The sequence below is a fragment of the Nonomuraea sp. IBHARD001 genome (genome assembly GCF_056106265.1).
Map to the genome: position 1 here is coordinate 5,301,971 of NZ_JBWBBW010000002.1, position 25,697 is coordinate 5,327,667.

The following is a 25,697-nucleotide window of genomic DNA, read 5'->3' on the forward strand; positions in this document are numbered from 1 at the left end:
TGAGTGGCAGTGCGCGCCGCCCAGCGCGCGGGGCGTCCGTGTGCGTCGCGCACACCCGGCGGGCGGCAGGCACGACATACGGTCGCCCCATGAGCTACCGAGTCGCCATGGACATCGGCGGTACCTTCACCGACGTCGTCAGCTACGACGAGCGCACGGGCGCCGTCACCGCGTCGAAGGCGCCGACCACACCCGGAGACCTCGCCGAAGGCGTGTTCGCCGCGCTCGGCCGGGTGGTCGACGACCCGGCGGGCATCTCCTTCTTCGTGCACGGCACCACCCAGGGCCTCAACGCGCTGCTTGAGCGCAAGGGCGCCCGCGTGCTGCTGCTGGCCAGTGCGGGCGCGGGCGACGTCTACCAGATCGCCAGAGGCAACCGTGAGCGCATGTTCGACCTGCGCTACCGCAAGCCCGAACCGCTGCTGCCCCGCCGCGACGTGGCCGAGGCGGCGGGCCGGCTCGACTGGCGTGGACACGAGCTCACCCCTCTGGACGAGCACGCCGTACGGCAGGCTGCGGCCAGGGCGCGTGAGGAGGGCTTCGACGCCGTCGCCGTGTGCCTGCTGTTCGCCTACGCCAACCCGGCGCACGAGATCCGCGCCGGGCAGATCCTGGCCGAGGAGCTCGGCGACGACGTGCTCGTCGTGCTCTCGCACGAGGTGGCCCGCGAATGGCGCGAGTACGAACGCACCTCGAGCGCCGTGCTGGAGGCCTACACCGGTCCCGTCGTACGCCGCTACCTGGCCAGGATCGAGGAGCGGTTCGCCGAGCGCGGCCTGGGCGTGCCCGTCCACGTCATGCAGTCGTCGGGCGGGCTGGTCAACGCCTCCTACGCGATGCGCCGCCCGTTGCAGACGCTGCTGTCGGGCCCGGTCGGCGGCACGATGGGCGGCGTCGCCGCGGCCAGGCTGCTGGGCAGGGACAATGCCATCTGCGTGGACATGGGCGGCACGTCGTTCGACGTCTCGCTGGTCGTCGACGGCCGTCCCGACATCAGCTCCGAGGCGCGTATCGAGGGCTTCCCCGTGCTGATGCCGATCGTCAACCTGCACACGATCGGCGCGGGCGGCGGCTCGATCGCCTACGCCGAGGCGGGCGCGCTGCGCGTCGGGCCGGAGTCGGCGGGCGCCGATCCCGGTCCGGCCTGCTACGGCAGGGGCGGCACGAGGGCGACCGTCACCGACGCCAACGTGGTGCTCGGCAGGGTCGACCCGGCGTGGTTCGCCGGAGGGCTGATGACGCTGGACGTCGAGGCCGCCGGGACCGCGATCGCCGCCCTGGCCGAGGAGCTCGACCTCGACCCGCTGCGGCTGGCCGAAGGCGTGTGCGACGTCGCCAACGCCAAGATGGCCCAGGCCATCCGTACCCTCACCGTCGAGCACGGCGTCGAGCCGGGACGGTTCGCCCTCGTGGCCTTCGGCGGCGCCGGCGCGATGCACGCGGTGTTCATCGCACGTGAGCTCGGCATCGGCGAGGTCGTCGTGCCGCGCTTCCCCGGCGCCTTCTCGGCGTGGGGCATGCTGGAGGCCGAGGTCAGGCGTGACCTGACCCATCCGTACTTCCGCGCACAGGACGACCTCGACGGCGCCGACCTGGCCGCCCAGCTCTTCACCCTGGAGCTGCAGGCGCTGGACGCCCTGACCGCGCAGGGCGTCCCGGCCGATCGGCGCCGGGTCGAGCACGCGGTCGACATGCGTTACGAAGGCCAGGACTACACGCTCACCATCGCCCTGACCGGCGCGGCCGAGCCCGGCGAGCCCGGCTTCCTGGCCACCCTGGCCGCTCGCTACGCCGAGGCGCACACCGCCAGGTACGGCCATGCCACGCCGGAGGCGCCGGTCGAGCTGGTCATGGTCCGCAGCACCGGCTTCGGCTCCTTCCCCCGCTCGCCGGGCGCGTTCGAGTCGCCGGGCGCGCACGCGGAGCCTGCCGTACGGGATGTGATCTTCGACGGGGAGGTGCACCGGACGCCGGTGCTGCGGCGCGACGGGCTGAGCGGGGAGCTCGCGGGCCCGGCCATCGTGGTCGAGGAGACCGCGACCACCGTCATCCCGCCCGGCTGCCTGGCCACGGTCGACGGCAACGGATTCCTGATCATCAAGGTTGGAGGCGTCCAGTGATCGACCCGGTGACCACGGAGATCATCCGCTGTGCTCTGCTGCAGGCGGCCGAGGACATGAACACCACGCTCATCCGCTCCTCCTACACGCCCGTGATCTACGAGGCGAAGGACTGCGCGGTGGCGCTGCTCGACCGTGAGCACAACGTGCTCGGCCAGTCGTCCGGGCTGCCGATCTTCCTGGGCAACCTGGAGGTGTGCACGCGCGAGACCGAGCGGCTGTACGGGCGTGAGGTCTGGCGTGAGGGCGACGTCTGGGTGCTGAACGACTCCTACATCGGCGGCACGCATCTCAACGACGTCACCGTGTACGGGCCGATCTTCGCCGATGGCGAGCTGGCCGGGTTCGCCGCCTCGCGTGCGCACTGGCTGGACGTCGGGTCCAAGGATCCCGGCGGTTCGATGGACTCCACCTCGATCTTCCAGGAGGGGCTGCGGCTGGGCCCGGTCAAGGTCTACGCGGGCGGGGAGCCGTGCGCCGACCTGCACGAGGTCATCGCGCGCAACGTGCGCTTCCCGCATGCCACGCTCGGGGACATGCGGGCGCAGGTGGCGTGTGCGATGACCGGGCAGCGGCGCCTGGCCGAGATCGTCTCGCGCTGGGGCCTGCCCACCGTGATGGCGGCGCGCGAGCAGATCTTCGCCCAGACCGAGCGCATGGAGCGTGCCGCGATCGGCGCGATCCCCGACGGCGTCTACACCGCGGGCGGGTTCCTCGACAACGACGGCATCGACCTGGCCACTCCCCTGCCGGTCAACGTCACCGTGACGGTGTCGGGCGAGTCGATCGCGGTCGACCTCACCGACTGCGCCGACCAGGCGACCGGTCCGGTCAACTGCGGCGCGGCCCAGGCCGTGGCGGCCGTGCGGGTGGCCTACAAGCTGCTGGTCAGCGGGGACGTGCCGCTCAACGGGGGCTCCTTCGCACCGCTCTCGGTGCTCACGCGGCCCGGCTCCATGCTGGCCGCCACCTCGCCCGCCGCCTGTCAGTACTACTACTCGCATCTCGGGCTGCTCATCGACCTGGTGGTCAAGGCGCTCGCGCCGGTCATGCCGGACAAGGCCGCCGCCGCCAGCTACGGCGACTCCCTCATCGTGCAGTTCACCGGCACCGATCCGCGCACCGGCAAGCTCTACGTCTCGCAGGAGGCCACCGTGGGCGGCTGGGGCGCGTGGGAGGGCGGCGACGGTGAGACCTGCCTGATCAACAGTGTCAACGGCTCCCTGCGCGACATGCCGATCGAGGTGCTGGAGACGCTCTTCCCCGTGCGCGTCACCCGCTACCAGGTCAGGCCGGACACCGGCGGCGCCGGGCGCTGGCGCGGCGGCAACGGCGTCGTGCGCGAGTACGAGTTCAGCGGCGACACCTCGCTCTCGTTGTGGTTCGAGCGCTCGGTCACCCCCGCGTGGGGCCTGTCCGGAGGCGGCGACGGCGCCCCGCCGCGCGTCGTGCTCAACCCCGGCACACCCGCCGAACGCGAGATGCTCAAGGTCAACGCCCTACCGGTACGGCGGGGCGACGTGCTGCGCTGTGAGTCCGGAGGCGGAGGCGGCTACGGCTCCCCCGCCCTGCGCGACCCCGCCGCCTCGGCCCGCGACCTGGCCGAAGGCATGACGAGCGCCTGACGCCCACGGGCGCCGCGCGGGCGGTCAGCCGTCGCGGCCGATGAGCACGTGGCAGGCCAGATGCAGGGCCAGGCGGGTGGCCGGGTCGTCCAGGTCGAACCCGGCCGCCCTGACGCGCTCCAGCCTGGCCGTGACCGTGTTGCGGTGCACGCCGAGCCGCTCGGCCGCCCGTTGCGCGCCTCCCTCGTCGAGCACGGCGGCCAGGGTTCGCACCAGCGTGCCGTCCTTGTCCATGGCGGTGAGCGGCCCGAGCACGACGTGGGCGGGTCCGGCGAGCACGGTGGCCGGGAGGGCGGCCAGCAGTTCGCCTGGTCCCATGCGATCGGCCCTGGTCACGGCGCCGCGCCCGGCGACGAACGCCGCCGCCTCGGCGCCCGGCAGCGACCCGCGCACGCCCGCCAGCCCTTCGGCCGTGACGCCGATGCCCGCCGAGCAGGGGAAGGGCAGGACGGCCATGGTCTCGCTCAGGCGCTCGCACAGCACGTCGGGCGGCGCCGCCGACCAGCCCGCCCAGCCGTCGCCGCGGCGGGTGAGGGGGCCAGGGGGCAGGAGCGCGGCGACGGCGGCGGCGTCGTCACGGTGGCCTTCACCGGTCGGCAGGAGCACGAACGCGGTCAGCGTGCCGGTGGTCGGCCAGCCGAGCGCCACGGCCTTGAGGTGGGAGTCGCTGTCGGACAGGTCGGAGATGTCGACAGCGTCATCGGCGTCGGCGTCGTCGAGCAGGCGCGAAGCCAGCGCGGACCGGGCGTCGAAGTCGCGGGAGGCGGCCAGGCGTTCGGTGGCGGCCCAGGCCGTCAGGGGGGCCACCGCCAGGGTCAGCACCGCCCGCAGCACCGAAGGCCACCCGGGCGAGCGCGAAGGCCCTCGGGCCACCAGCACGCCGAGCCCGCCCACCTCCACCTCGACCAACGCCTGCGCCCCGTCCCGGCGTCCGGCCACGTGCGCCCCTCGCTCGTCGAGGAACGCGACAGCCGTACCCGGTAGTTCGGCGTTGAGGACGCCCAGGACGCGTCTGGCCGAGGCGCCCGCCTCCGCCAGCCGGGTGGCGCAGCGGGCCACGAGCTGGGTACGGGCGGCCTCGGGCCTGGCTGCGGCCGAGGCGACGCGTACGGCGGTGACGAGGGGATCGGCGTCCACGAAGATCAGCGTCACGCCCAGCCGTTCGGCCAGGACGCCGCCCGAACCGGCGCTCACCCCGCCGGAAGGCGCGATCACACAGGCCGCCGCCTGCTCCCACGCCCGGCGCATCGCCATCTCGACCGCCCACCCGCCGCTGGCAGCCGCGCCGATCAGCACGACGGCCGTGTGCGGCGCCACCGAGGCGAACACCGCCAGGTCGTCCACGATGCGTACCTCGTGCACGGGATTGGCGCCCGTGCCGTACATCCTGGCCCCGGCCAGCGGGCCGCCGTTGACGAGCTCGGCCACGGTGACCGGCGCCTCCCACCCGGCTCCCCGCGCGACGCTCACAGCGCCACCCCGAACGCGCCGAGCCCGCCGAGCGCCCTGCCCGCCTCCGTGTGCCACACCGGCGCCGCCGTGACCACCATGACCTCCACCCGCATGCCCGGCTCCGCCTTGTCCACATCGACGACCACGCCGTCGGCCGTCGAGATCATGCAGATCTGGTCGGGCGCGGAGGCGAGCGCGGCCCCGTCGGCCAGGGCCAGCACGATCTCGTTGTGCGCCTCCAGCCTGACCAGCCTGCCCAGGCCCTCGCTCTCCTCGATCACGATGCTGGAGGGCAGCGAGGGCAGCGTCAGATCGGCGCCGTGCCCGGTGCTGCCCTCCACCCTGAGCACCTCCCCCACGCACAACGTCCGCACGCCGTACGGCGCGGCGAGCGAGCGGGGAGCGCCCGGTGTGCCCGCCTCCAGCAGGCGGCTGACCGTGCCGGGCACCACGACGCCGCACAGGTCGGCCGCACGCGCCGGGTAACACGCGGCCACCCCCCAGCCGCCGAGCGAGAGCACGACGGGACGCAGCAGCTCCTCCACCCGGTCGGGCGCGGTCTCCAGCATCACCAGCTCACCACTGGGCCCGGCGACGGCCAGCGGCGTCGAGCCGATGCCGCCCAGGGTGAGCGTGGTCTGCTCGACCAGCGGGAAGACCCGTCCGGCGGCGTCGCCGTCGATGAGCGGCACGCCGAGGCGCGCGGCGGCGATGAGCGGGATGAGGGCGTTCTCCGCCGCCAGGTTGAGCGCCAGGACGGCGCCGATCTGCCCGCCGATCCTGCGTTCGAGCGCCCTGACCGCGCGTTCGGGCTCGTCGCCGGAGGGCAGTTGCTCGCCGAGCGCGGTCGTGGAGCCGACGAGTGTCACGGCGGCGCAGCGCACGGCAGGGGCGAGCTCCCGCGTGGTGACCAGCTCGACGCCCGCGCCGAGCACGGCCGAGGCCCAGTCCCTGGCCAGCAGGAACGACGACTCGGCGGCTCCGGTGGCCAGCAGCCGCGACCCGGCCGCATAGGTCGCGAGCTGCCCGGCGTCGAGCAGGCGGCTCACGGCGTCGCCCCTTCGGCCACCATGCGAACCCGGAACAGGCCGTCGGGCAGGTAGGACAGCGGGTTGACCGTGGTGGAGGCGATGCGCGAGGAGCCGGGAGCCGCTCCCGCGCTGACCACACGGGTCAGCACCTCGTCGGCCGCGTCGGCCAGGGCCCGGTCGAGCTCGGCCCTGCCCCTGGCCTGGACGATGCGTTCGACCTCGGCCATCGGCCTGGCGAGTGCCGCCCCGAACGCCGCCGCGGCCTCCGGACCGGCCGTCGCGCCCGCCGCCCTGCTCGCCCGGGCTCCCCGGTAGCCGATGCGCGGGTAGCGGCGGAAGTAGTGGGCCGAGACGAGCCCGGCGTCGCTCCTGGCGAAGTACACCGGCAGGCCGGGGAAGGCGGCGGCCACCTCGTCGGCGAGTTCGCCCGCGCCGGGCCCGAGCGCGGCGTTGAGCACGGCGGCGTCCTCGCGCTCGCGCAGCCCGGCACGGCCGATCTCGTAGGACAGCGTGATGCGCGCACCCGGCACCTCGGCGGCGACGGCCTCGGCGATGGCCAGTTCGTGGTCGGCGAGCACCGGCGAACCGGCGGCGGTGACGGCGAAGTCGCGCAGGCCGCACCGCGCGGCGAACCTCCTGACCGCATCGGTGTCCAGCGGCCCGAGCGGGCGGCCGGTGAGGCTGTGGCCGCCGCGCACGATCGTGGCCACCCCCGAGCCGGGCGGCAGCCGTACCAGGGGGCCGAGCGCGTCCGGGCAGGGGCCGGCCGCGCGGATCACCGCGACCGGCGCCCGTCGCGTGTCGTCGAGGTCGGCCGCCACGCACACCGCCCTGGCCGGGCCCGCCTCGGGCACGACGCCGGACGGTGCGTGCCACCAGCGCAGCAGGACGCCGTCGAGCACGGCCGCGAGGACACTTCCCCGCGGTCCGGGCTCGGCGCCGATGATCATTCCAGCCCGCGGCCTTCGGTCTCGGGCAGCGGGATCGCCAGCAGCGCCGTGACCACCATGAACGCATTGATGACCATCATCGTCGCGGTGAAGCCGGTCGCGTGCGCCAGCAGCACGCCGACGGCCGAGGGCGCGACGGTGGTGGCGACGAGTTGGGAGGCGGTGGCCCAGGAGTAGCCGGTGCCGCGCAGCGCGGTGGGGTAGAACTCGCCGTTCCAGGTGTTCCACACGCCCCAGGCGCCCAGGCCGAAGAACGACAGGACGAAGTTGCCGAGGTAGAGCCCGGTCATGGTGGAGGCGGTGGCGAACCACAGCCCGCCGAGCGCGGCGGCCACCACGTAGGACAGGAACACCTTCTTACGCCCGAACCTGCCGGTCAGGAACGAGGCGCTGACATAGCCGGGGATCATCATGAGCGCGCTCAGCGCGGCGAAGCCGAGCGAGGCGTCCATGCTGAGGCCCTTCTCCTGCAGCAGCGTCGGCAGCCAGGTCTGCAGGCCCCAGTAGCCCCAGTTGAAGGCGAAGTTCAGCAGCAACATCACCACAGTGATCTTGCGCAGCCTGCCGCGCAGCAGATCGAGCGGGTTGCCCGCCGGGCGCGCCTCGGCGACGAAGGTGGCGTCGGCGTCCGGGCTGCCCAGCTCGCGCAGCACCGCCCGCGCCTCCTCCTGCCGCCCGCGCGCCGCCAGCCAGTACGGCGACTCGGGCACCCAGGCCCTGATCGCGAAGGCCCACAGCCCGGCGGCGGCGCTGGCGATGACGACGACGTGCCAGCCGAGGTCGCCGAGCCACACCGACGCGCCGATGGCGGCGAGCATGCCGATGGGCCAGCCGATCGACAGGTACACCGCGGCCCGGCCCCTGCTCCTGGTGGGCAGCAGTTCGAGGAAGTACGGGAAGGTGATGGTGTAGACGCCCGCCAGGGCCAGGCCAGAGGCGACCCTGAGGGCGATGAGCACGCCGACGTTCGGTGCGAAGGCCGAGGCCAGCGCGATCACCCCGTAGGCGATGAGCGACCAGAAGCTGGCGGGCTTGCGGCCGATGCGGTCGGCGACCGGCCCCCAGACGAGCGCGCCCGGGATCATGCCGAGCGCCACGGCCGACAGCACCAGCCCGATGCCGCCCTCGTCGAGCCCGAAGGCGGTGCCGAGGTCGCCCGAGACGTAGACGAGCGCGAGTTGCTCCCACGACTCGATGACGAAGGCGATGAACAGGGCGAGTGCGATGAGGACGTGCCTTCGGGTGAACGGCATCCTGTCGAACGCCGCCCCGATGGGCAGCGCCGGTGTGTCGACGGCGGTCATGAGTGCTCCTCGGAGGGGGGCGCGAAGTCTTGCCAGACCATAGGTCCGCCCCCTTTCCGGTCGGCTGTGCACACCGCACGCCCGCCGGGGATCCGGCTGTGCGAACGGCCCTGTCGTTTCAGGATAGCCGCAGGTCAGAGCGTGTTCTCGTGGACGTGCACGATACGCCAGCCGTCGTCGGTGAGCCGGAGCACGGTGGTGGTGCGCACGATCTCGGGCTCGCCGTCCGCGAGGTCGACGCGCAGCAGGTAGCGGGCCAGCGCGGTCTCGCCCCACACGTCGACGACCTCGTCGTAGGCGCGCACACCGGTCTCGGCGGGGCCGTCCGACGGTCTGCGGTTCCTGAGGAGCTCCAGTTCGGCCAGGCCGGTGACCATGCCGGGTTCGGCGGAGTCGAAGATGGTGACGTCCGGGTGCAGCAGGGCGTCGATCCCGGCTCGGTCGCCTCGGGCATAGGCGTCGTACATACCGGTGACGACCGCCCAGGCCTGTTTTTTCGTCATTTATGGTCCTTTCTGGCTGCATGTTCGTCGTTCAGGGTAGGCGGGGCCGGGCTCCAGGGGATGACGCGGGAGCCGTACGGCGTTGGCGATGACATGACCGATGTGCTGCGTTACACCGCGTTCAGCGCCGATCCGGCGGGTGGCAATCCCGCCGGAGTCGTGCTCGACGCCTCCGGGCTCGACGACGCGGCGATGGCGGACATCGCCGCCCGTGTCGGCTATTCGGAGACCGCGTTCCTGACGGCCGAGGGCGAGCGCGACTACGCGGTGCGTTACTTCAGTCCGAGGACCGAGGTGCCGTTCTGCGGGCACGCCACGGTGGCGAGCGCGGTGGCGCTGGCCGAGCGGATCGGCCCGGGGGCCGTCACCTTCCGCACGCGGGCCGGCACCGTGCCCGTCGAGGTCGGCACCGGCGCGGACGGGCGTCCCGAGGCCACGCTGACCAGCGTCGAGCCCCATGTGGAGGCCGTCGGCGACGACGAGGTCAGCCAGGCGCTCGGCGCGCTCGGCTGGGAGTGGAGCGACCTGGACGTCTCGCTGCCGCCGCGCATCGCCTACGCCGGGGCCAGGCATCTCGTCCTGGCGTCGGCCACCCGGGGGCGGCTGGCCGATCTCGCCTACGACTTCGATCGGCTGGCCGCCTTCATGGCCGGGCTCGAGCTGACCACGGTGCAGCTGGTGTGGCGCGAGTCGGAGCTGGTGTTCCATGCGCGTAACCCGTTTCCCGTCGGCGGGGTCGTCGAGGATCCCGCCACCGGGGCCGCCGCCGCGGCGTTCGGGGCCTACCTGCGTGCGCTCGGCCTGGTGGCCGTGCCCGCCGTGCTGACCGTGCTGCAGGGCGCCGACATGGGACGGCCGGGCGTGCTGCGGGTGGAGCTGCGGGCCGGTGACAGCAGGGTCAGGGTGTCGGGCACAGCGGCGCCGATCGGCTGAACGCCCTTCCTCAGGAGGCGACGTCGCGCCGGCGCCAGCCGTACATGCCGAGGGCGACCAGCGCGGCGGCCACGGCCAGCAGCCAGGCCACGGGCGCCGGGGTGAACTCGCCGCCGGGCAGGTGCGGCACGTGTGTGAAGGGCGACAGGTCGAGCACCCGCTCGCTCAGCCGCAGCACCGCGCCGATCTGCCCCAGCAGCAGGCAGAGCCCGAGCACGCCCCAGGCCGCGCCCGACGCCCGGGGCGCCAGCCCGAACAGGGCCACGGCCACACCCGCGATCACCCACACCGCGGGCAGCTGCACCAGCACGGCGCCCAGGACCGGCGCGACGTGCCCGCCGACGTCGGAGACGCTCGCGCCGTAGGTGAGCCCGGTGGCCAGGCCTCCGGCCACGAGCGCGAGCGCCGGGCCGAGCAGGGCGAACACCAGATGCCCCGCCGCCCACGACAGCCGTCCCGTCCTGGTGGCCAGCAGTGGCTCCACCCGCCCCGCACTCTCCTCCGCACGCATCCTGAGCGCGGCCTGTACGGCATAGGCGGCCGAGATGATGCCGAACAGCCCGGCGACCACCCCCATGAAGGCGTCGACGATCCCGTGCGCCCCGCCGAGCCTGACGAGGTAGTCCAGCAGTTCGGGGCTGTCGGCCATGGCGTCGGCCGCCGACTTGGCCGCGCCGCCCATCACCATGCCGATCGCCGCGAACCCGGCCGTCCAGCCCAGCAGCAGCCCCCGGTGCAACCGCCAGGCCAGCGCGTACGTCGTCCGCAGGCCGGGCGCGGCTCCGGCGGGCCCGAGCCTGGCGGCGAACACACCCGCGCCGACGTCGCGCCCGGCCGCGAGCGCGAAGGCGGCCCATGACACGAGCGCGGCGAAGGCCAGGCACAAGGCCAGGGGCAGCCAGTCGTCGCCCGCGAACGGCCGGGTCTGCTGGGCCCAGCCGATCGGCGTGAGCCACGGCAGATCGGCCATCCGCAGCAGGTAGGCGACGCCCAGCGCGGTGACGCCGATCGCCCTGGCCGCCGACGCGCTCTCGGTCAGCTGGGCGACGAGCGCGCCGACCGCGGCGAACGCGATGCCCGCCGCGCTGAACGACAGCCCGGCCGGCAGCGCGCTCGCGCCGCCGTACGGGGCGAGGCCCGCGGCGATCAGCAGGCCGAGCAGGAGGTCGGCGCCGATCACCACGACGAGGGCCGCGCGCAGCGGCGCACGCCGGGACACGGCGGTGGAGCCGACCAGCTCGCGCCTGCCGCTCTCCTCCTCGACCCTGGTGTGCCTGATGACGACGAGCATGCTGATCAGTGCGACGACGACGTAGAGGAATCCGGCCCGCCACACGGCCAGCGCGCCGACGTCGCCGCCGTGCAGCGGGCCGTACAGGGCGATGAGGGCGGGGTTGCCCGCCATGGCGTCGGCGTACTGCCGCAGCTGGGCGGCCGTCGGGTAGAGCCCGGCGGTGCCCGAGGCGTACCCGGCGGGCAGGGCGCCGAGGATGAGCACCCACAGCGGCAGCAGCAGCCGGTCGCGGCGCAGTGCCAGGCGGATCATCGCGCGGACACCTTCTCCTGCTGGTAGTGGCGCAGGAACAGCGCCTCAAGGGTGGGCGGATGGCTGGTCAGCGAGCGCACGCCGTGTGCGGTGAGCGCGCGCAGGGCGGCGTCGAGGTGCTCGGCGTCGACCTCGAAGGTGACCTTGGCGCCTTCGGCCTTGAGGTCGTGCACGTCGGGCAACGGGCCAGGCGCGGTCGCGAGTTCGGCGGTGATGGTGGTGCGCGTCAGGTGGCGCAGCTCCTCCAGGGTGCCGCTCTCGACGGTACGGCCGTCGCGGATGATGCTCACCCGGTCGCACAGCGCCTCGACCTCGGCCAGGATGTGGCTGGACAGCAGGACCGTGCGCCCGCGCGCCTTCTCCTCCAGGACCGCCTGCTGGAAGACCGCCTCCATGAGCGGGTCGAGGCCCGATGTGGGTTCGTCGAGCAGCAGCAGTTCGACGTCGGAGGCGAGCGCGGCCACCAGGGCGACCTTCTGCCTGTTGCCCTTGGAGTAGGCGCGGCCCTTCTTGCGCGGGTCGAGCTCGAACCTTTCGATCAGCTCGGCCCTGCGCCCGGCGTCCAGCCCGCCGCGCAGCCTGCCGAGCAGGTCGATCACCTCTCCGCCCGACAGGCTCGGCCAGAGGGTGACGTCGCCGGGCACGTAGGCCAGGCGCCGGTGCAGCTCGGTGGCGTCCTGCCACGGGTCGCCGCCGAGCAGTCCGACGGTGCCGGCGTCGGCCTTGAGCAGGCCGAGCAGGACGCGGATCGTGGTGGATTTGCCCGACCCGTTGGGGCCGAGGAAGCCGTGCACCTCGCCAGGGGCCACCTGGAGGTCGAGGCCGTCGAGAGCATGGGTCCTGCCGAAGCTCTTGTGCAGGCCGGACACCGCAATGGTGTTTTCCATGCGCCACAGCGTACAGATGTTTCACAAGCTTGTGAAAGCTGTGTAGCGTATGAATCGCGTAGTGTTTGGGGCGATGGAGACACCGATGAGCCGTGACGAGGAAGCCGTACGCCAGTCAGTCGAGCGGATGGCCCGGGTGTTCAGCGACTGGGGGTTCCCGCCGATGGCGGCCCGGGTGCTGTTCACGATGATGACCGCCGAGGAGAAGGCGCTGACGGCCGTCGAGCTCGGCGAACGGCTGGAGGTGAGCCCCGCCGCCATCTCCGGCGCGGTCAGATCGCTCATGCACATGAACCTCATCGTGCGCGAACCCGTGCCCGGCTCGCGGCGCGACATCTACCACCTGCCCGACGAGGCGTGGTACGAGGTCACGCTGACCAAGATGACGGTCTACAACCAGATCAGGGAGGCGGCGGGCGACGCGGTCACGGCCGTCGGCGGCACCGGCACGAGCGCGGGCGCGAGCATCCGGCGCATGGAGGACTATTTCTCCTTCATCCAGGAGCAGGTGCCCAAGATCCTCGACCGATGGCGTGAAAGCCAGACCGGCGAGCAGTGATCAGGCCTTACGCCCGTATTTCTTGTGCACGGCCTGCTTGCTGACACCCAGCGCGTGCGCGATGATCGCCCACGGCATGCCCGCGACCCTGGCCCTGCGCACCTGGACGGCCTCCATGCGCTCGACCTCCCGGCGCAGCGCGGTCGTCGCCTCAAGGGCGCGCAGCGGGTCGTCGTCCTGCGCCTGCTGCATGAGGGTGGGCAGGTCGTTCGTCATGTTCCGAGGGTAACTCAGGCCGTGCCGTACATCCTGCTCAGCGCGGCGACCGCCTCCACCATCGCGGCGCGCAGCCGCGGCGGGCCCACCACCTCCACGGCCGTGCCCAGTCTGAGCAGCAGCGAAGGCGTGCGGTCGAGCGACTCCACCTGGAGCCTGACCGTGCGCCAGCCTTCGGCGTCCGGCTCGCCCGCCGCCGCCAGCGCCGCGTCGCCCACGTCGGCGCCCACCACGAAGGTGAAGAAGCCCTCCACACCCGGCGCGAGCCGCAACACCGCCTCGTCGGCGAACATCCGCTTCTTGAAGTCCTTGGAGTAGACCTCCCAGTACGGCGCGAGCTCGAAGCCCACGGGCCGTTCGAACCCGTCGGCCTGCGCCTCGGCCTCGATGATGCGCGCCACCCGGTAGGTGCGCGGCGTGCCGCCCTTCGGCGCGGCCACCATGTACCAGGAGCCGCCCTTGAGCACCAGGCCGTACGGCTCGACCAGGCGCTCGACGACCTGCTGGCCCCAGCGCCTGTAGGTCATCCGCAGCCGCCGCTGGGCCCACACCGCCTCCGACACCTCGCCGAGGTAGGGCACGTCGTCGGCCGCCCGATACCACCCGGGCACGTCCAGGTGGAAGCGTTCGCGCATCCTGGCCGCCTGCGAGCGGGGTTCGGGCGGCAGGGCGGCCAGGATCTTGAGCTCGGCGTTGGCCGCCACATGGCCCAGGCCCATCTCGGCGGCCGGGCCCGGCAGGCCCGCGAGGAACAACGACGAGGCCTCCTCGGCCGTCAGTCCGTTGAGCCTGGTCCGGAACCCGTCGAGCAGTTGGTAGCCGCCCGCCGGGCCCCTGTCGGCATAGACCGGCACTCCGGCGGCCGACAGGGCCTCCATGTCGCGATAGACCGTCCTGACCGACACCTCCAGCTCCGCGGCCAGCTCGGGCGCGGTCATCCGCCCTCTGGCCTGCAGCAGCAGAAGCAAGGACAGCAACCGGCTCGCACGCACCCTGCCATTGTGCCCGCCGTACGGGCCGAGGGTGTCAGCGGCCGGTGAGCTGCTGGTAGCCGAGCCTGGCCACCATCGCCACCACCACACACAGCAGGACGATCCGCACGAACCCGGCGCCCTTGCGCAACGCCATCCGGGCGCCGATCTGCGCTCCGGCGATGTTGCACACCGCCATGCCGAGGCCCAGGGCCCACAGGACGTGTCCCTGCCAGGCGAACACCAGCAGCGCGCCCAGGTTCGTACCCGTGTTGAGCACTTTGGAGGTGGCCGAAGCGTGTACGAAGTCCATGCCGAGCACCGTGGTGAACACGATGATGAGGAAGGTGCCCGTGCCCGGCCCGATCAGCCCGTCGTAGAAGGCCACCACCACGCCGGACAGGGCGATCGCCGTCAGCCGCCTGCTACGCGTGCGCAGTGCGGGCTGCGGCAGCGCGCCGAACGAGGGCCGCACGGTCACGAACACCGCCACGCCGAGCAGCACCGCCATCACCACGGGCCGCAGCACCTGCGCCGACACGGCCGCCGCCGCCGAGGCGCCGAGCCCCGCCGACAGCACCGCGAGCACGCCCGCGGGCAGCGCCACCTCCCGCTCCAGCTTGACGCCTCTGGCGTAGGTGACCGCGGCCGAGGCGGTGCCGAAGATCGACGACAGCTTGTTCGTGGCCATCGCCTGCACCGGAGGCACGCCCGCCACCATCAGGGCGGGCAGCTGCAACAGCCCGCCGCCGCCCACGACCGCGTCGACCCACCCCGCACCCGCCGCCGCCACCAGCAACAGCAGCACCTGCTCCACCGACATCCCAGCCTCCGCCGCCCGAGGCTACCGGCCGCCTTCCCGCGCGCCGACACCGCTCCCCCGGTCAGTCCTGCGTGCCGCTCTGCCGTCCGAGGCGTCGCAGGCCGGCGGCGTTCAGCGCCACGCCCCAGATCAGCACCATCACCGCCCACTGCGCCCAGGCCGGCGCGTCCATCCGCCCGGTCAGCAACAACCGCGCGGAGGCATACGGCGTCAGCCAGCCCCGGACGGACCCGAGCGGACCCAGCACCAGCCACAGGCCGAGCGGCGCCACGATACTGGCCAGCGCCGCGACGGGGAACGAACGCAGCAGCAGCCCCAGCCCGACCCCCGTCAACTGGGCCACGCCCTGCACCAGCACCGCGCCCGCCACGATCGGCCCCACCCGCTCCCAGGCGTCCTGCGCACCCCCACCGGGCGCGAACACCAGCGCGAGCGCCGCCACGGCCGCCCCCACCAACGCGACGAACACCGCCACCACCACCGCCCCTGCGACCGTCGGCCCGAACCGCAGCTCCTCCGGCGCCCGCCGAAGATCATGAGCCAGCACGATCCCGATGAACGGCACGAACACCGACATCAAACTCTGCACCGGCCCCGCCACATCGGCATATGTCACCCCATCCGCCGCCACCACGATCGCCCCCGCCCCCACCACCCCGGCCCCGACCGTCCCCCCGACCAACCACCACCGCCCCACCGTCCCCACAGCCCGCCGCAGCGCCATCCCCACCCCGTCAGTGCTCCGCGCCATGTCCGCACCTCCTCACCCTTCATGATCGCGGAGGCGCACCACGGTGTCATGACCGTCGGTTGATTTCACGACATTTCAGGGGGTGGCCGACATGTCGGGGCACAGCATCGGCGAACACCTCGCGAGACGGCCACTGCGGGGGACGGCGCTCGCATTGCCTCGGGAGGCGGCCATCGCGGATTGCGGCGCTCGCAGCACACTGGGAGGCGGCCATTTCCTGGGCCTGCGCCTCATTGCGCCCGAGCCCAACCCCGCCCACCTCGCCATCCGTCACCAAAGCAATCGCCCCCGCCCCCACAACCCTCGACTTCCCCACCCCCGGCCAAGAAGGCGCAGTGACAAGACGGCATCGAATGGGCTTCGGGTGGGCGAAAGGCCTGAAAGGCGGTGGGGGGATGGGCAGACTGGCGGGCATGTCCGAATGCGACTTCGGGGAGAGCGTCTCGGTCGAGGCCCTCCATCTGGTGGCGGTGCTGCAGAGTCTGGTCGACGCCGCTGCGTTCGCGGTGCCGGGGAGCGGGCTGGAGTTGCGGGAGGCGGCCAGGCAGGTGGCCGAGGTGATCGCGGGGCAGGACCAGGACGCCGCGCAGTGGCAGGTCCCGGCTCAGCCGCTGTGGCTGCTGGCCCACCATGCCGACGCCATGGTGGTCTACGGGCTGGACGAGGAGCAGGAGGCCTCCTATCGCCATCCGGCGGTCCTCGCCCAGCACTGGATCATGCATCAGCTCGACGAGCACGCCCCGCGCACGGCCACCGCGATGCACGCCCGGGTCGCCGCCGAGCTGCGCGATCTCCTGACCGACGCGCCGGGCGGCGAACAGCACCCGTGACGCGTCAGCGCGTCGCGACGAGGGTGCGCTTGCGCCCGGTGTAGACGTCGTCGATCAGCCCGTAGGTCCGCGCCTGCTCGGGAGTGAAGAACCGGTCGCGCTCGATGTCCTTCCTGACCTGCTCGGGAGTACGGCCGGTGTGCCGGCCGAGAATGGTCTCCTGCAGATCGCGCATGCGCAGGATCTCGCCCGCCTGGATCTCCAGGTCGCTCGACGATCCCCGCGTGGCCCCCTGCGTGGCGGGCTGGTGCAGCAGGATCCGCGCATGCGGCAGTGCGGCGCGCTTGCCGGGCGCCCCGGCCGCCAGCAGGACGGCGGCGGCCGAGGAGGCCTCCCCGATGCACACGGTGCCCACCTGCGGCCTGATGAACTGCATCGTGTCGTAGATGGCCGTCATCGCGGTGAACGACCCGCCCGGCGAGTTGATGTAGAGATGCACGTCGGCATCGGGATCGGCCGACTCCAGCGTCAGCAGCTGGGCCATGACGTCATTGGCGCAGGTGTCGTCGATCGGCGTGCCGAGGAAGATGATCCGATCCTCGAACAGCTTGTTGTACGGCGTGCTCTCCTTGACCCCGTAGGAGGTGCGCTCGACGAAGGACGGCAGCACGTAGCGGGAGTTCACGCCGACACCGCCCCGGCACGCGTGATGACACGGTCGACCATGCCGTAGTCGACCGCCTCCTGGGCGGTGAACCAGCGATCCCGGTCGGAGTCGGCCTCGACCCGCTCCAGCGGCTGCCCGGTGTGGAAGGCGGTGCGCTCGGCCAGGATGCGCTTGGTGTAGATCATCTGCTCGGCCTGGATGGCGATGTCGGCCGCCGTGCCGCCGATGCCGCCGATGGGCTGGTGCATCATCACCCGGGCGTGCGGCAGCACGTAACGCTTGCCCGGCGTGCCGGCGCACAGCAGCACCTGCCCCATCGAGGCGGCCATGCCCATCGCCACCGTCGCCACGTCGTTGGGGATGAACTGCATCATGTCGTAAACGGCGAGCCCGGCCGAGACCACGCCGCCCGGCGAATTGATGTACAGGAAAATGTCGCGCTCGGGGTCGGCCGCGGAGAGCAGGAGCAATTCCGCGCAGAGGCGATTGGCGATGTCGTCGTCGACCTCCTTGCCGAGGACCACGATGCGCTCCTTGAGCAGGCGATCGCTGAGTTGTTCCGGGAACTGAACACGCTGGGCGTCCGACATGATGCCCCTTTCCGGAGAACGGTGAAGGCTAAATAACGGCTACCGACGAAGCTACTCCCGGCTTTCGGAATGGCCGACTGCTTTTCACCGTGAGCACATTTCTCGCAAAGCCGAATATGCCCTGCGTGAAATGCGGTGTGGGACAATTGACACATGCGCACGACGTATCGCGGCTGGGCCTGGCTGATTCTCGGCGGCGCCCTGCTGATGCCGTACATGCTGGCCGGGTCGGTCGTCAGCGCCGTCACCGGCGGCGGGACGGCGGTGGGCAACACGCTCGACCCCAGGGTGTTCCTCGCGGTGCTTCCGCTGCTCTGGCTCACGGGGCTGTTCCTGCCGGTGCGCGCGCTGGAGAGCACCGCGGCGGCGGGACTGCTGGGCGCGGTCGTGCCCGCGCCGGGCGACGGGGAGCGCACGTGGGAGGAGCGCAGGCGCACGGCGAGCTGGTTCACGCTGCATCTGGCGCTCGGCGGCGTGCTGAGCGGCACGACGCTGGCGCTGGTGCCGTTCGCCGTGTGGACGTTCACGGTGCCGTTCGTCGGCAGTTCGATGGCGGTGGTGGGGCTGCGGGCCGAGCCGGGCTGGGGGTCGATCGGGTGGCCGCTCGCCGGGCTCACCCTGCTGGCGCTGCTGCAGGCGCTCGCCTGGGTGGTGGTCAGGCTGATGGGCGGGCTCGCCGGGAAGCTGCTCGGCCCCTCCACCCGTGAAAGGCTCGCCGCCGCCGAGGAGCGGGCGCGTGCGCTGGCCGAGCGCAACCGGCTGGCCAGGGAGTTGCACGACTCCGTCGGCCACGCGCTCAGCGTGGTCACCCTGCAGGCCGCTGCCGCCGCCCGCGTGCTGGAGCGCGACCCGCCCACCGCACGGCGCGCGCTGTCGGCCATCGAGGAGGTGGCACGCGCGGCGCTGACCGACCTCGACCACGTGCTCGGCGTCCTGCGCACGGCGGCGGACGAGGCGCCGGGCGAGTCGGGCACCGCGCCGCAGGCCACGCTGGCCGACCTAGGCCCGCTCATCGCCGCCAGCGGCGCCGACGTCGAGACCGACGTGGGCGAGCTCGACGGCGTGCCCGCGGTCGTCTCGCGCGAGGCCTACCGCATCGTCCAGGAGGCGCTCACCAACGCCATCAGGCACGGCGAGGGCCGCATCCAGCTGGCCGCCGCCGTACGCGAGGGCGGTCTGGAGCTCGAGCTGGCCAACGACCGCGCCGCGCCCGCGCAGGCCGGGCCCGGCGGGCGCGACGGGCGCGGTGTGACCGGCATGCGCGAGCGGGCGGCGCTGCTGGGCGGCACGGTCGAGGCGGGACCGTGCGGAGCGGGCCGATGGCGGGTACGGGTGCGGGTGCCGCTACGGTCGGGATCATGAGCGAGGAGACCGGGAGCACGGGCGAGGGACGGCACGTGCGCGTGGTGATCGCCGACGACGAGGATCTGATCAGGACGGGACTGCGCATCATCCTGGAGTCGGAGCCCGGCATCACCGTCGTCGGCGAGGCGGCCGACGGGGCCGCCGTGCTGCCCGTGGTGCGCAGGCAGCGGCCCGACGTCGTGCTCATGGACGTCCGCATGCCCGCGATGGACGGCATCGAGGCCACCCGGCTGCTGGTGGCGCTTCCCGAGCCGCCCAAGGTGCTGGTGGTGACCACGTTCGAGAACGACGACCACGTCTACGACGCGCTACGGGCGGGCGCCGACGGGTTCCTGCTGAAGCGCACGCGACCGGACGAGCTGATCTCGGCCGTACGCCTGGTGGCCAGGGGCGACTCGCTGCTGTTCCCCTCGGCGATCAGGGCGCTGGCCGCCCGCAGGCCGATCGCGCAGGCACCGGGCATCGCCAGGCTGACCGCACGCGAGGGCGACGTGCTGCGGCTGATGAGCAGGGGTCTGTCCAACGGCGAGATCGCCGCCGAACTGGTGGTCAGCGCCGAGACGGTCAAGACGCACGTGGGCAACGTGCTGACCAAGCTCGGCGCACGCGACCGCACCCAGGCCGTGATCGCCGCCTACGAATCGGGCTTCGTCGCCCCGCACTAGACGTACTTGGCCGAGAGCACACCCGCACTAGAGCACACCAGCCCTAAAGCACTCCCGCTCTGGAGCGTTCGCGCACTAGAGCACACCGGCGCTGCGCAGGATCTCCTCGCCCGTCAGCACCGAACTGGCCGCCGCGCTCATCCCGGACGCCGCCAGATGGGCGTCCACGATGCTCAGCCCCACCGCGTAACCCGCCAGGTCGGGGATGCCGCGCGGCTGCCCGCCGAAGCGTGCGGCGGCCGTGTCGCCCAGGACGTAGCCGGGCGTGTGACGCATACCGGCGAGCGACACATCGGCGACGATCTTCGCGTAGGCCTCGTCGAAGGCGGTCCCGGTGACCCTGGCCGACCACGGCCCCATCGCGTCCGGCCCGGACAGCTCCCTGACGAACGCCTCGGCCAGCCCTTCGGCCACCACGTGCTCGCCCACCGTGACCGTGTCCGGGTCCCACTCGACGTTGGCGTACCGCACGTTGTGGTGGAACTCGTGCACGGCGCAGTGCGCGATGCGCGAGATGACGTGCTCGTCCGGCCAGGCCACCAGGTAGAGCCAGCCGGGCGTGCCGCCCATGCCGTAGTAGCCGCCCACGACGTCCATCAGGTAGGAGTCGCCGGGATCGCCCAGGACGAACATCACCTGGAGGCTCGGCGGATGCCGCAGACCGGGCACCTCGGCCGACAGGTACGCGAACGCCTCGCCCAGGCGCAGCCGTACCTGGCCGAGCACGTCCGCCTCCGCCAGCGCGGTCAGGGCGGGCAGGTGGCGCGGGTCGTCGCGGTCGATGCGGAAACCGCCGCCCATGTGGTGCAGGTCGACGATGTCGCCGGGCAGGCGCACGGCCTCCGCCATCGGCGCCAGCATGCGCCCGAGCGCGCCGGGCCGTTCGGCCGCCGGGCCCCTGAGCAGCTCGGCCATCGCCGAGACCGTGTCGTGCACGATGAACTCCATGCCGCGAACGCTAGGCACTCACGTCGCGTGAGGGTCAAGAAGCGCACCGGAGCGGCCGACCAGGCCGAGGCGCGGCTCAGAGCGGGTCGCCCTCGCCCGGCTCCTCGCCGCCCTCGCCCGGGGTGGGCGCGCCGCTGTCCTGCTCGGTCGGCTCCTCCGACGGGATGGGCTCGGGCTCAGGCTCGGGTTCGGGCTCGGTCGGCACGGGCGGCGGGGTCGGCACGAACTCGGTGGCCGGCAGCGGCAGCGGCGTCTCGGTCTGCTCGTCGGCGCCGCGGAACAGCAGCAGCACGATGAGCGTGCCGATCAGCAGCAGCGCCGCCAGCACGGCCGCCGCGACCAGCACGGCCTTCTGCGTCTCGGTCAGCGGTCTCGGCCTGGCCCGCACGGGCACGGCGGGCGCACGGTCGCCCAGCCAGTACGGCACGAAGTCGGGGCCGTGCGCCTCGCCGATGAGCGTGCCGCCGACCAGCACGGGTTCGAGGAACCGCTCGGCCCCCTGAGTGCCCGGCGCGTAGGCGGTCGCCACCCAGGGCGCCGCGCCGAGGTCCATGGCCAGGACGCCCGGCGTGCCGTCGAGCACGGCGGCGCGCCCCCTGGCCCGGTCCATCCAGCTGCGCAGGCCGGAGCGCTGCCCGCCTGCCGCCTCCCTGATCCCGGTGACGAACCGGTCGCGAGCGGCGGGGTCGAGGGCGGCTCCCCGGGTCAGCACCGCCAGCGAGACGGCCCTGTGGTCGGGCGCCTGCGCCAGGTAGACCAGACCTCCGGGCGCGGTGTGCAACCTCGCCTGCACCACGAAGGGCCCCAGCCTGGGCGGATCGCCATACTGCAGCGGACTTGCCACATCAGCCATGAAAACACACGCGCGGTGCCGTGCGCGCATCCGACGCGTTTGATGGAATGTCCCCCATGAGTGTCGCCGAAGAGTTGCCGGCCCCCGACGACGCGACCGTGCTGCGTCACACGCTCGACGAGGTGCGCCGGGTCATCGTGGGGCAGGACCACATGGTCGAGCGTCTGGTCCTCGCGCTCATGGCCAGGGGCCACTGCCTGCTGGAGGGCGTGCCGGGTGTGGCCAAGACGCTGGCCGCCTCGACGCTGGCCACCGTGGTCGGGGGCACGTTCGCACGCATCCAGTTCACACCCGACCTGGTGCCGAGCGACATCGTCGGCACGCGTGTCTTCCATCCCTCCAGCGAGAAGTTCGACGTCGAACTCGGTCCGGTCTTCGTCAACTTCCTGCTCGCCGACGAGATCAACAGGGCTCCCGCCAAGGTGCAGTCGGCGCTGCTGGAGGTGATGGCCGAGCGGCAGGTCACGCTCGCCGGTGTCACCCATCCGCTGCCCAGGCCCTTCATCGTGCTGGCCACCCAGAACCCGATCGAGTCCGAGGGCGTCTACCCGCTGCCCGAGGTGCAGCGCGACCGCTTCCTGTTCCGGGTGCGGGTGCCGCATCCCAGTGCGCACGAGGAGCTGGAGATCCTGCACCGGATGAGCGTCACGCCGCCGGTGCCGCGCCGCGTGCTCGACCCCGACCGGCTGATGGCGCTGCAGAACGCGGCCGAGCAGGTCTCGGTGCACCAGCTGGTCGCCGACTATGTCGTCCGCCTGGTGATGGCCACCCGGGCTCCGGCCGAGTACGGCCTGGCCGATCTGGCCGACACGATCGAGATCGGCGTCAGTCCCCGTGCGACGCTCGGGCTGGTGGCGGCGGGACGGGCGCTGGCGCTGCTGCGCGGGCGCGACTACCTGCTGCCCGACGACGTGCGCGACGTGGCGGTCGACGTGATGGGCCACCGGATCATGCTCACGTTCGACGCGCTGGCCGACGGCGTCGACCCCGACACGGTCGTGCGTCAGGTGCTGGCCGTGGTCCCGCCGCCGCTCGTGGTGTGGAACCAGGCCAGGTCGTGACCGGCACGGCGGAGACCGCGCTGCGCAAGCTGGAGCTCACGGTCCTGCGCCGCCTGGACGGCATGCTGCACGGCGCGCACAACGGCCTGCTGCCGGGCCCCGGCTCCGAGGCGGGCGACAGCCGCGTCTACGTGCCGGGCGAGGACGACGTGCGCCGCATGGACTGGGCGGTCACCGCCCGCACCACCGTCCCGCACGTGCGTGACCTCATCGCCGACAGGGAGCTGGAGACCTGGGCGCTGGCCGACCTGTCGCCGAGCATGGACTTCGGCACGGCCGAGATGGACAAACGCGAACTCGTCGTGGCCGCGATCGGCGCGATCGGCTTCCTGTCCAGCCGGATCGGCGACAGGTTCGGCCTGTTCGTCCTGCACGACGACGCCGTGCACCGCATGCCCGCCCGCACCGGCAGACCGGCCCTGTACGGCCTGCTGCACTCGCTGACCGACGCGCCGCGCGGCTCGGCCGTACCTGGGGCGCCCGATCTGGCCGAGGCGATCGAGGTGATGGCGGTCTCGCGCAGGCGGCGCGGGATGCGGGTGGTCGTGTCGGACTTCATCGACGCGGCGCCCTCGCTCGACCCTTCGGCCGAGCGGCCGTGGGAGCGGCCGATCAGGCGGCTGGCGGCCAGGCACCAGGTGCTGGCCGTCGAGGTGATCGACCCGCGCGAGCTGGAACTCCCGGACATCGGCACGATCGCGTTCAGCGACCCGGAAACGGGAAGGACTCGTCAGGTGCACCTTTCCCGCAGGCTACGCGACGACTACGCCGAGGCCGCCGCGCTGCAACGTGAGGGCACCAGGGCGGCGCTGCGCCGGGCCGGGGTGGCCCACCTCGTGCTGCGCACCGACCGCGACTGGGTGTTCGACGTGGCGCAGTTCGTGCTGCGTCAGCGCCGCACCGCCCATCTGACCCACCGGAGGGGCACGTGACCTTTCTCGCCCCCGGCTGGCTGTGGCTGCTGGTGCTGCTCCCGGCGCTCGTCGCGGTGTACGTCGCCGCCCAGTTCGCGCGCCGCCGCTACACCGTGCGCTTCACCAACCTGCCGCTGCTGACGCTGGTGGCGCCCGAGGGACCGGGCTGGCGCAGGCACGTGCCGCCCGCGCTGTTCCTCGTCATGATGAGCCTGCTGGTCGTCGGCGCGGCCAAACCGGCCGACGAGGTACGCGTGCCGCGCGACCGGGCGACCATCATGATCGCCTTGGACGTGTCGCTGTCGATGGAGGCCGACGACGTCTCGCCCAACCGCCTGGCCGCGGCCAAGGACGCGGCCCAGCGCTTCACCCGTGACCTGCCCGAGCGCTTCAACGTGGGGCTGGTGGCGTTCGCCAGGTCGGCCAATGTGGTCGTCTCGCCGACCACCGACCACCAGGCCGTGGTCAGCGCCATCGGCGCGCTGTCGACGCGGGCGGGCACGGCGATCGGCGAGGCGGTCTTCAGCTCGATCGACTCGGTGCGCTCCTTCGACCAGCGCGCGGTCACCGACCCGCCGCCCGCCGCCGTGGTGCTGCTGTCCGACGGCGACAACACCTCCGGCCGCTCGGTCAGCGAGGCCATCGGCGCGGCGACCGAGTCGCGGGTGCCGGTCTCGACCATCGCCTACGGCACCCAGGAGGGCACGGTGATGATCGACGGCAAGCCGGTGCAGGTGCCGGTGAACAAGACGACGCTGCAGACGCTCTCCGACGGCACGGGCGGCCGGGCCTACGCCGCCGAGTCCGGCAACGAGCTGCGTGAGGTCTACGAGCAGATCGGCACGTCGCTGGGGTTCAGGACGGTGAGCCAGGAGATCACCCAGTGGTTCATCGTGGCCGCGGTGCTCGTCGGCGTGGCGGTCGCGGCGGCGGGCCTGCTGCTGGGCGTCCGCATCCCCTGACCACGGTAACGTCTTCCCACGTGGCCCACTACTTCGAGGAGCAGCCCGCCGCGGCGAGCAGACCGGGCTCGGTCAACCTGGTGCTGCCCGACCTGCATCTGCGGCTCGACACCGACAGCGGCGTGTTCTCGCCGGGACAGATCGACCTCGGCACCAGGATCCTGCTGGAGAGCGTGCCCGCTCCCCCGCCGGAGGGCGACCTGCTCGACCTGGGCTGCGGCTACGGTCCCATCGCGCTGACGATGGCCGCGCGGGCGCCGGGCGCGACCGTGTGGGCGGTCGACGTCAACAGGCGCAGTGTGGAGCTCACCGAGCGCAACGCCGAGGCCGCCGGGCTGCACGGCGTGCGGGCCTGTCATGTCGACGACGTGCCCGACGACGTGCGTTTCGCCGCCATCTGGTCCAATCCGGCGATCCGCATCGGCAAGCCGGCCATGCACGCGATGCTCACCCGGTGGCTGTCCAGGCTTGAGCCGGGCGCCGCCGCGCACCTGGTCGTGCAGAAGCACCTGGGCTCCGACTCGTTGCAGCGCTGGCTGACCGAGCAGGGCTGGCCCACCACCCGTCACACCTCCCGTGCCGCCTACCGCATCCTGAAAGCGATCCGAACGTGAACATGAGAAGGCAGCTGCGCCCGACCGACGTCAAGCGCCTCAACCGCACCTGGCGCCGCAACACCGGCAACAGGATCGCGCTCATCGTCGAGTCGGTCACCGGCCCCTTCAACATCGGCTCGATCTTCCGCAGCGCCGCGGCGTTCGGCGTCGACGAGATCTGGCTCGCAGGCAACGCCACCCCGCCGACCAATCCCAAGGCGGGCAAGACCGCGCTCGGCACCGAGCGGCTGGTGACCTGGCACGAGGCCGTGCCCGCGCTGGAGGCGGTCGCCTCGGCCAAGGCCGACGGCTACGCGGTCGTGGCGATCGAGCTGACCGGCGACGCGGTGCCGCTGCACGAGGCGCGCCTGGACCGCGACGTGTGCCTGGTGGTCGGCAGCGAGGACCACGGCTGCTCGCCCGCGCTGCTGGAGGCGGCCGACGCGGTCGGCTACATCCCGCAGGTCGGCAAGGTGGGGTCGTTCAACGTCTCGGTCGCGGCGGCCATCGCACTGGCCGAGGCCAGGCGGCAGGAATGGGCCAGGGCACAGGATTCATGACACGGTGGAATCTGACCGATTCGTGACCCAAACGTTCACCACGCCGCCATGACGAGGCGGACGGACAAGAGGCAT

General features: G+C 72.6%; 27 protein-coding genes. 12 read left to right on the plus strand and 15 right to left on the minus strand.

What is annotated here, in order from left to right; all coding sequences use genetic code 11:
- Nucleotides 1-89: 89 nt before the first annotated feature.
- Together ACTWNK_RS26225 and ACTWNK_RS26230 are read left to right on the plus strand one after the other, a co-directional pair.
- Complete coding sequence (locus tag ACTWNK_RS26225) at nucleotides 90-2,120, plus strand: hydantoinase/oxoprolinase family protein (RefSeq protein WP_474307195.1); 2,031 nt, start codon at nucleotides 90-92, stop codon at nucleotides 2,118-2,120.
- Complete coding sequence (locus ACTWNK_RS26230) at nucleotides 2,117-3,745, plus strand: hydantoinase B/oxoprolinase family protein (protein ID WP_474307196.1); 1,629 nt, start codon at nucleotides 2,117-2,119, stop codon at nucleotides 3,743-3,745. The genes ACTWNK_RS26225 and ACTWNK_RS26230 overlap by 4 nt, the downstream gene beginning before the upstream one ends.
- A gap of 24 nt (nucleotides 3,746-3,769) precedes the next feature.
- Here the strand turns inward: ACTWNK_RS26230 and ACTWNK_RS26235 are convergent, their stop codons facing one another.
- From ACTWNK_RS26235 to ACTWNK_RS26255, 5 genes are all read right to left on the minus strand, one after another.
- Nucleotides 3,770-5,215, minus strand: a complete 1,446-nt coding sequence (locus ACTWNK_RS26235; RefSeq protein ID WP_474307197.1) for a PucR family transcriptional regulator — start codon at nucleotides 5,213-5,215, stop codon at nucleotides 3,770-3,772.
- Nucleotides 5,212-6,246, minus strand: coding sequence for a DUF917 domain-containing protein (locus tag ACTWNK_RS26240; RefSeq protein ID WP_474307198.1), 1,035 nt, complete (start codon nucleotides 6,244-6,246; stop codon nucleotides 5,212-5,214). The genes ACTWNK_RS26235 and ACTWNK_RS26240 overlap by 4 nt, the downstream gene beginning before the upstream one ends.
- Nucleotides 6,243-7,130 (minus strand): hypothetical protein, encoded by an 888-nt coding sequence (locus ACTWNK_RS26245; protein WP_474307199.1) that lies wholly within the window; start codon nucleotides 7,128-7,130, stop codon nucleotides 6,243-6,245. Before ACTWNK_RS26245 ends, ACTWNK_RS26240 begins: the two co-directional genes overlap by 4 nt.
- Before the next feature lie 44 nt (nucleotides 7,131-7,174).
- Nucleotides 7,175-8,482: an MFS transporter gene (locus ACTWNK_RS26250; RefSeq protein ID WP_474307200.1), complete on the minus strand. Its 1,308-nt coding sequence runs from the start codon at nucleotides 8,480-8,482 to the stop codon at nucleotides 7,175-7,177.
- A 134-nt stretch (nucleotides 8,483-8,616) separates the two neighbouring features.
- Entirely contained in the window at nucleotides 8,617-8,985 is a 369-nt protein-coding gene (locus ACTWNK_RS26255; protein WP_474307201.1) for a nuclear transport factor 2 family protein, read from the minus strand.
- Nucleotides 8,986-9,078: 93 nt separating this feature from the next.
- On the opposite strand from ACTWNK_RS26255, the gene ACTWNK_RS26260 reads away from it, so the two are divergent.
- Complete coding sequence (locus ACTWNK_RS26260; protein ID WP_474307202.1) at nucleotides 9,079-9,918, plus strand: PhzF family phenazine biosynthesis protein; 840 nt, start codon at nucleotides 9,079-9,081, stop codon at nucleotides 9,916-9,918.
- A 10-nt stretch (nucleotides 9,919-9,928) separates the two neighbouring features.
- Here ACTWNK_RS26260 and ACTWNK_RS26265 read toward each other — a convergent pair whose 3' ends face one another.
- Complete coding sequence (locus ACTWNK_RS26265; protein ID WP_474307203.1) at nucleotides 9,929-11,464, minus strand: ABC transporter permease; 1,536 nt, start codon at nucleotides 11,462-11,464, stop codon at nucleotides 9,929-9,931.
- On the minus strand, nucleotides 11,461-12,351 hold the full coding sequence (locus tag ACTWNK_RS26270; protein ID WP_474307204.1) for an ABC transporter ATP-binding protein: 891 nt from the start codon (nucleotides 12,349-12,351) through the stop codon (nucleotides 11,461-11,463). Before ACTWNK_RS26270 ends, ACTWNK_RS26265 begins: the two co-directional genes overlap by 4 nt.
- An 85-nt stretch (nucleotides 12,352-12,436) precedes the next feature.
- Between ACTWNK_RS26270 and ACTWNK_RS26275 the strand changes: the two genes are divergently transcribed.
- Nucleotides 12,437-12,910, plus strand: coding sequence for a GbsR/MarR family transcriptional regulator (locus tag ACTWNK_RS26275; protein WP_474307205.1), 474 nt, complete (start codon nucleotides 12,437-12,439; stop codon nucleotides 12,908-12,910).
- On the opposite strand, the gene ACTWNK_RS26280 is transcribed toward ACTWNK_RS26275, so the two are convergent.
- The 4 genes from ACTWNK_RS26280 to ACTWNK_RS26295 all read right to left on the minus strand — a co-directional run bounded on the left by ACTWNK_RS26280 (nucleotide 12,911) and on the right by ACTWNK_RS26295 (nucleotide 15,671).
- On the minus strand, nucleotides 12,911-13,126 hold the full coding sequence (locus ACTWNK_RS26280) for a hypothetical protein (protein WP_474307206.1): 216 nt from the start codon (nucleotides 13,124-13,126) through the stop codon (nucleotides 12,911-12,913).
- A gap of 14 nt (nucleotides 13,127-13,140) precedes the next feature.
- On the minus strand, nucleotides 13,141-14,118 hold the full coding sequence (locus ACTWNK_RS26285; RefSeq protein ID WP_474307207.1) for a helix-turn-helix transcriptional regulator: 978 nt from the start codon (nucleotides 14,116-14,118) through the stop codon (nucleotides 13,141-13,143).
- Between the two features lie 34 nt (nucleotides 14,119-14,152).
- A complete protein-coding gene (locus tag ACTWNK_RS26290) occupies nucleotides 14,153-14,920 on the minus strand; it encodes a sulfite exporter TauE/SafE family protein (RefSeq protein ID WP_474307208.1) in 768 nt (255 codons plus the stop codon).
- A 61-nt stretch (nucleotides 14,921-14,981) separates the two neighbouring features.
- Nucleotides 14,982-15,671: a hypothetical protein gene (locus ACTWNK_RS26295; RefSeq protein ID WP_474307209.1), complete on the minus strand. Its 690-nt coding sequence runs from the start codon at nucleotides 15,669-15,671 to the stop codon at nucleotides 14,982-14,984.
- Between the two features lie 413 nt (nucleotides 15,672-16,084).
- Between ACTWNK_RS26295 and ACTWNK_RS26300 the strand changes: the two genes are divergently transcribed.
- Complete coding sequence (locus ACTWNK_RS26300; RefSeq protein ID WP_474307210.1) at nucleotides 16,085-16,501, plus strand: hypothetical protein; 417 nt, start codon at nucleotides 16,085-16,087, stop codon at nucleotides 16,499-16,501.
- Between the two features lie 4 nt (nucleotides 16,502-16,505).
- On the opposite strand, the gene ACTWNK_RS26305 is transcribed toward ACTWNK_RS26300, so the two are convergent.
- The gene (locus tag ACTWNK_RS26305) at nucleotides 16,506-17,126 is read right to left on the minus strand and encodes an ATP-dependent Clp protease proteolytic subunit (protein ID WP_474307211.1); all 621 of its coding nucleotides are present in this window, start codon (nucleotides 17,124-17,126) and stop codon (nucleotides 16,506-16,508) included.
- Nucleotides 17,123-17,698 carry an ATP-dependent Clp protease proteolytic subunit gene (locus ACTWNK_RS26310; protein ID WP_474307212.1) on the minus strand — a complete coding sequence of 192 codons (576 nt, stop codon included), beginning with the start codon at nucleotides 17,696-17,698 and terminating at the stop codon, nucleotides 17,123-17,125. The genes ACTWNK_RS26305 and ACTWNK_RS26310 overlap by 4 nt, the downstream gene beginning before the upstream one ends.
- A gap of 153 nt (nucleotides 17,699-17,851) precedes the next feature.
- Here ACTWNK_RS26310 and ACTWNK_RS26315 point away from each other — a divergent pair, with 153 nt between their 5' ends.
- The gene (locus ACTWNK_RS26315; RefSeq protein ID WP_474307213.1) at nucleotides 17,852-19,060 is read left to right on the plus strand and encodes a sensor histidine kinase; all 1,209 of its coding nucleotides are present in this window, start codon (nucleotides 17,852-17,854) and stop codon (nucleotides 19,058-19,060) included.
- Nucleotides 19,057-19,728 (plus strand): response regulator transcription factor, encoded by a 672-nt coding sequence (locus tag ACTWNK_RS26320; protein WP_474307214.1) that lies wholly within the window; start codon nucleotides 19,057-19,059, stop codon nucleotides 19,726-19,728. The genes ACTWNK_RS26315 and ACTWNK_RS26320 overlap by 4 nt, the downstream gene beginning before the upstream one ends.
- A 75-nt stretch (nucleotides 19,729-19,803) precedes the next feature.
- On the opposite strand, the gene ACTWNK_RS26325 is transcribed toward ACTWNK_RS26320, so the two are convergent.
- Nucleotides 19,804-20,676, minus strand: coding sequence for a DUF2268 domain-containing putative Zn-dependent protease (locus ACTWNK_RS26325; RefSeq protein WP_474307215.1), 873 nt, complete (start codon nucleotides 20,674-20,676; stop codon nucleotides 19,804-19,806).
- Between the two features lie 76 nt (nucleotides 20,677-20,752).
- A complete protein-coding gene (locus tag ACTWNK_RS26330; RefSeq protein ID WP_474307216.1) occupies nucleotides 20,753-21,529 on the minus strand; it encodes a hypothetical protein in 777 nt (258 codons plus the stop codon).
- 56 nt (nucleotides 21,530-21,585) lie between these two features.
- Between ACTWNK_RS26330 and ACTWNK_RS26335 the strand changes: the two genes are divergently transcribed.
- Genes ACTWNK_RS26335 through ACTWNK_RS26355 form a run of 5 tightly spaced genes read left to right on the plus strand, consistent with a single transcriptional unit; the run spans nucleotide 21,586 to nucleotide 25,622 of the window.
- Nucleotides 21,586-22,590, plus strand: coding sequence for an AAA family ATPase (locus ACTWNK_RS26335; RefSeq protein ID WP_474307217.1), 1,005 nt, complete (start codon nucleotides 21,586-21,588; stop codon nucleotides 22,588-22,590).
- A complete protein-coding gene (locus ACTWNK_RS26340; protein ID WP_474307218.1) occupies nucleotides 22,587-23,522 on the plus strand; it encodes a DUF58 domain-containing protein in 936 nt (311 codons plus the stop codon). The genes ACTWNK_RS26335 and ACTWNK_RS26340 overlap by 4 nt, the downstream gene beginning before the upstream one ends.
- Nucleotides 23,519-24,466, plus strand: coding sequence for a VWA domain-containing protein (locus ACTWNK_RS26345; protein ID WP_474307219.1), 948 nt, complete (start codon nucleotides 23,519-23,521; stop codon nucleotides 24,464-24,466). The genes ACTWNK_RS26340 and ACTWNK_RS26345 overlap by 4 nt, the downstream gene beginning before the upstream one ends.
- A gap of 20 nt (nucleotides 24,467-24,486) precedes the next feature.
- Nucleotides 24,487-25,080, plus strand: a complete 594-nt coding sequence (locus ACTWNK_RS26350) for a class I SAM-dependent methyltransferase (RefSeq protein ID WP_474307220.1) — start codon at nucleotides 24,487-24,489, stop codon at nucleotides 25,078-25,080.
- A 2-nt stretch (nucleotides 25,081-25,082) separates the two neighbouring features.
- Nucleotides 25,083-25,622 carry a TrmH family RNA methyltransferase gene (locus ACTWNK_RS26355; RefSeq protein WP_474307221.1) on the plus strand — a complete coding sequence of 180 codons (540 nt, stop codon included), beginning with the start codon at nucleotides 25,083-25,085 and terminating at the stop codon, nucleotides 25,620-25,622.
- The last annotated feature ends 75 nt before the right edge of the window (nucleotides 25,623-25,697 follow it).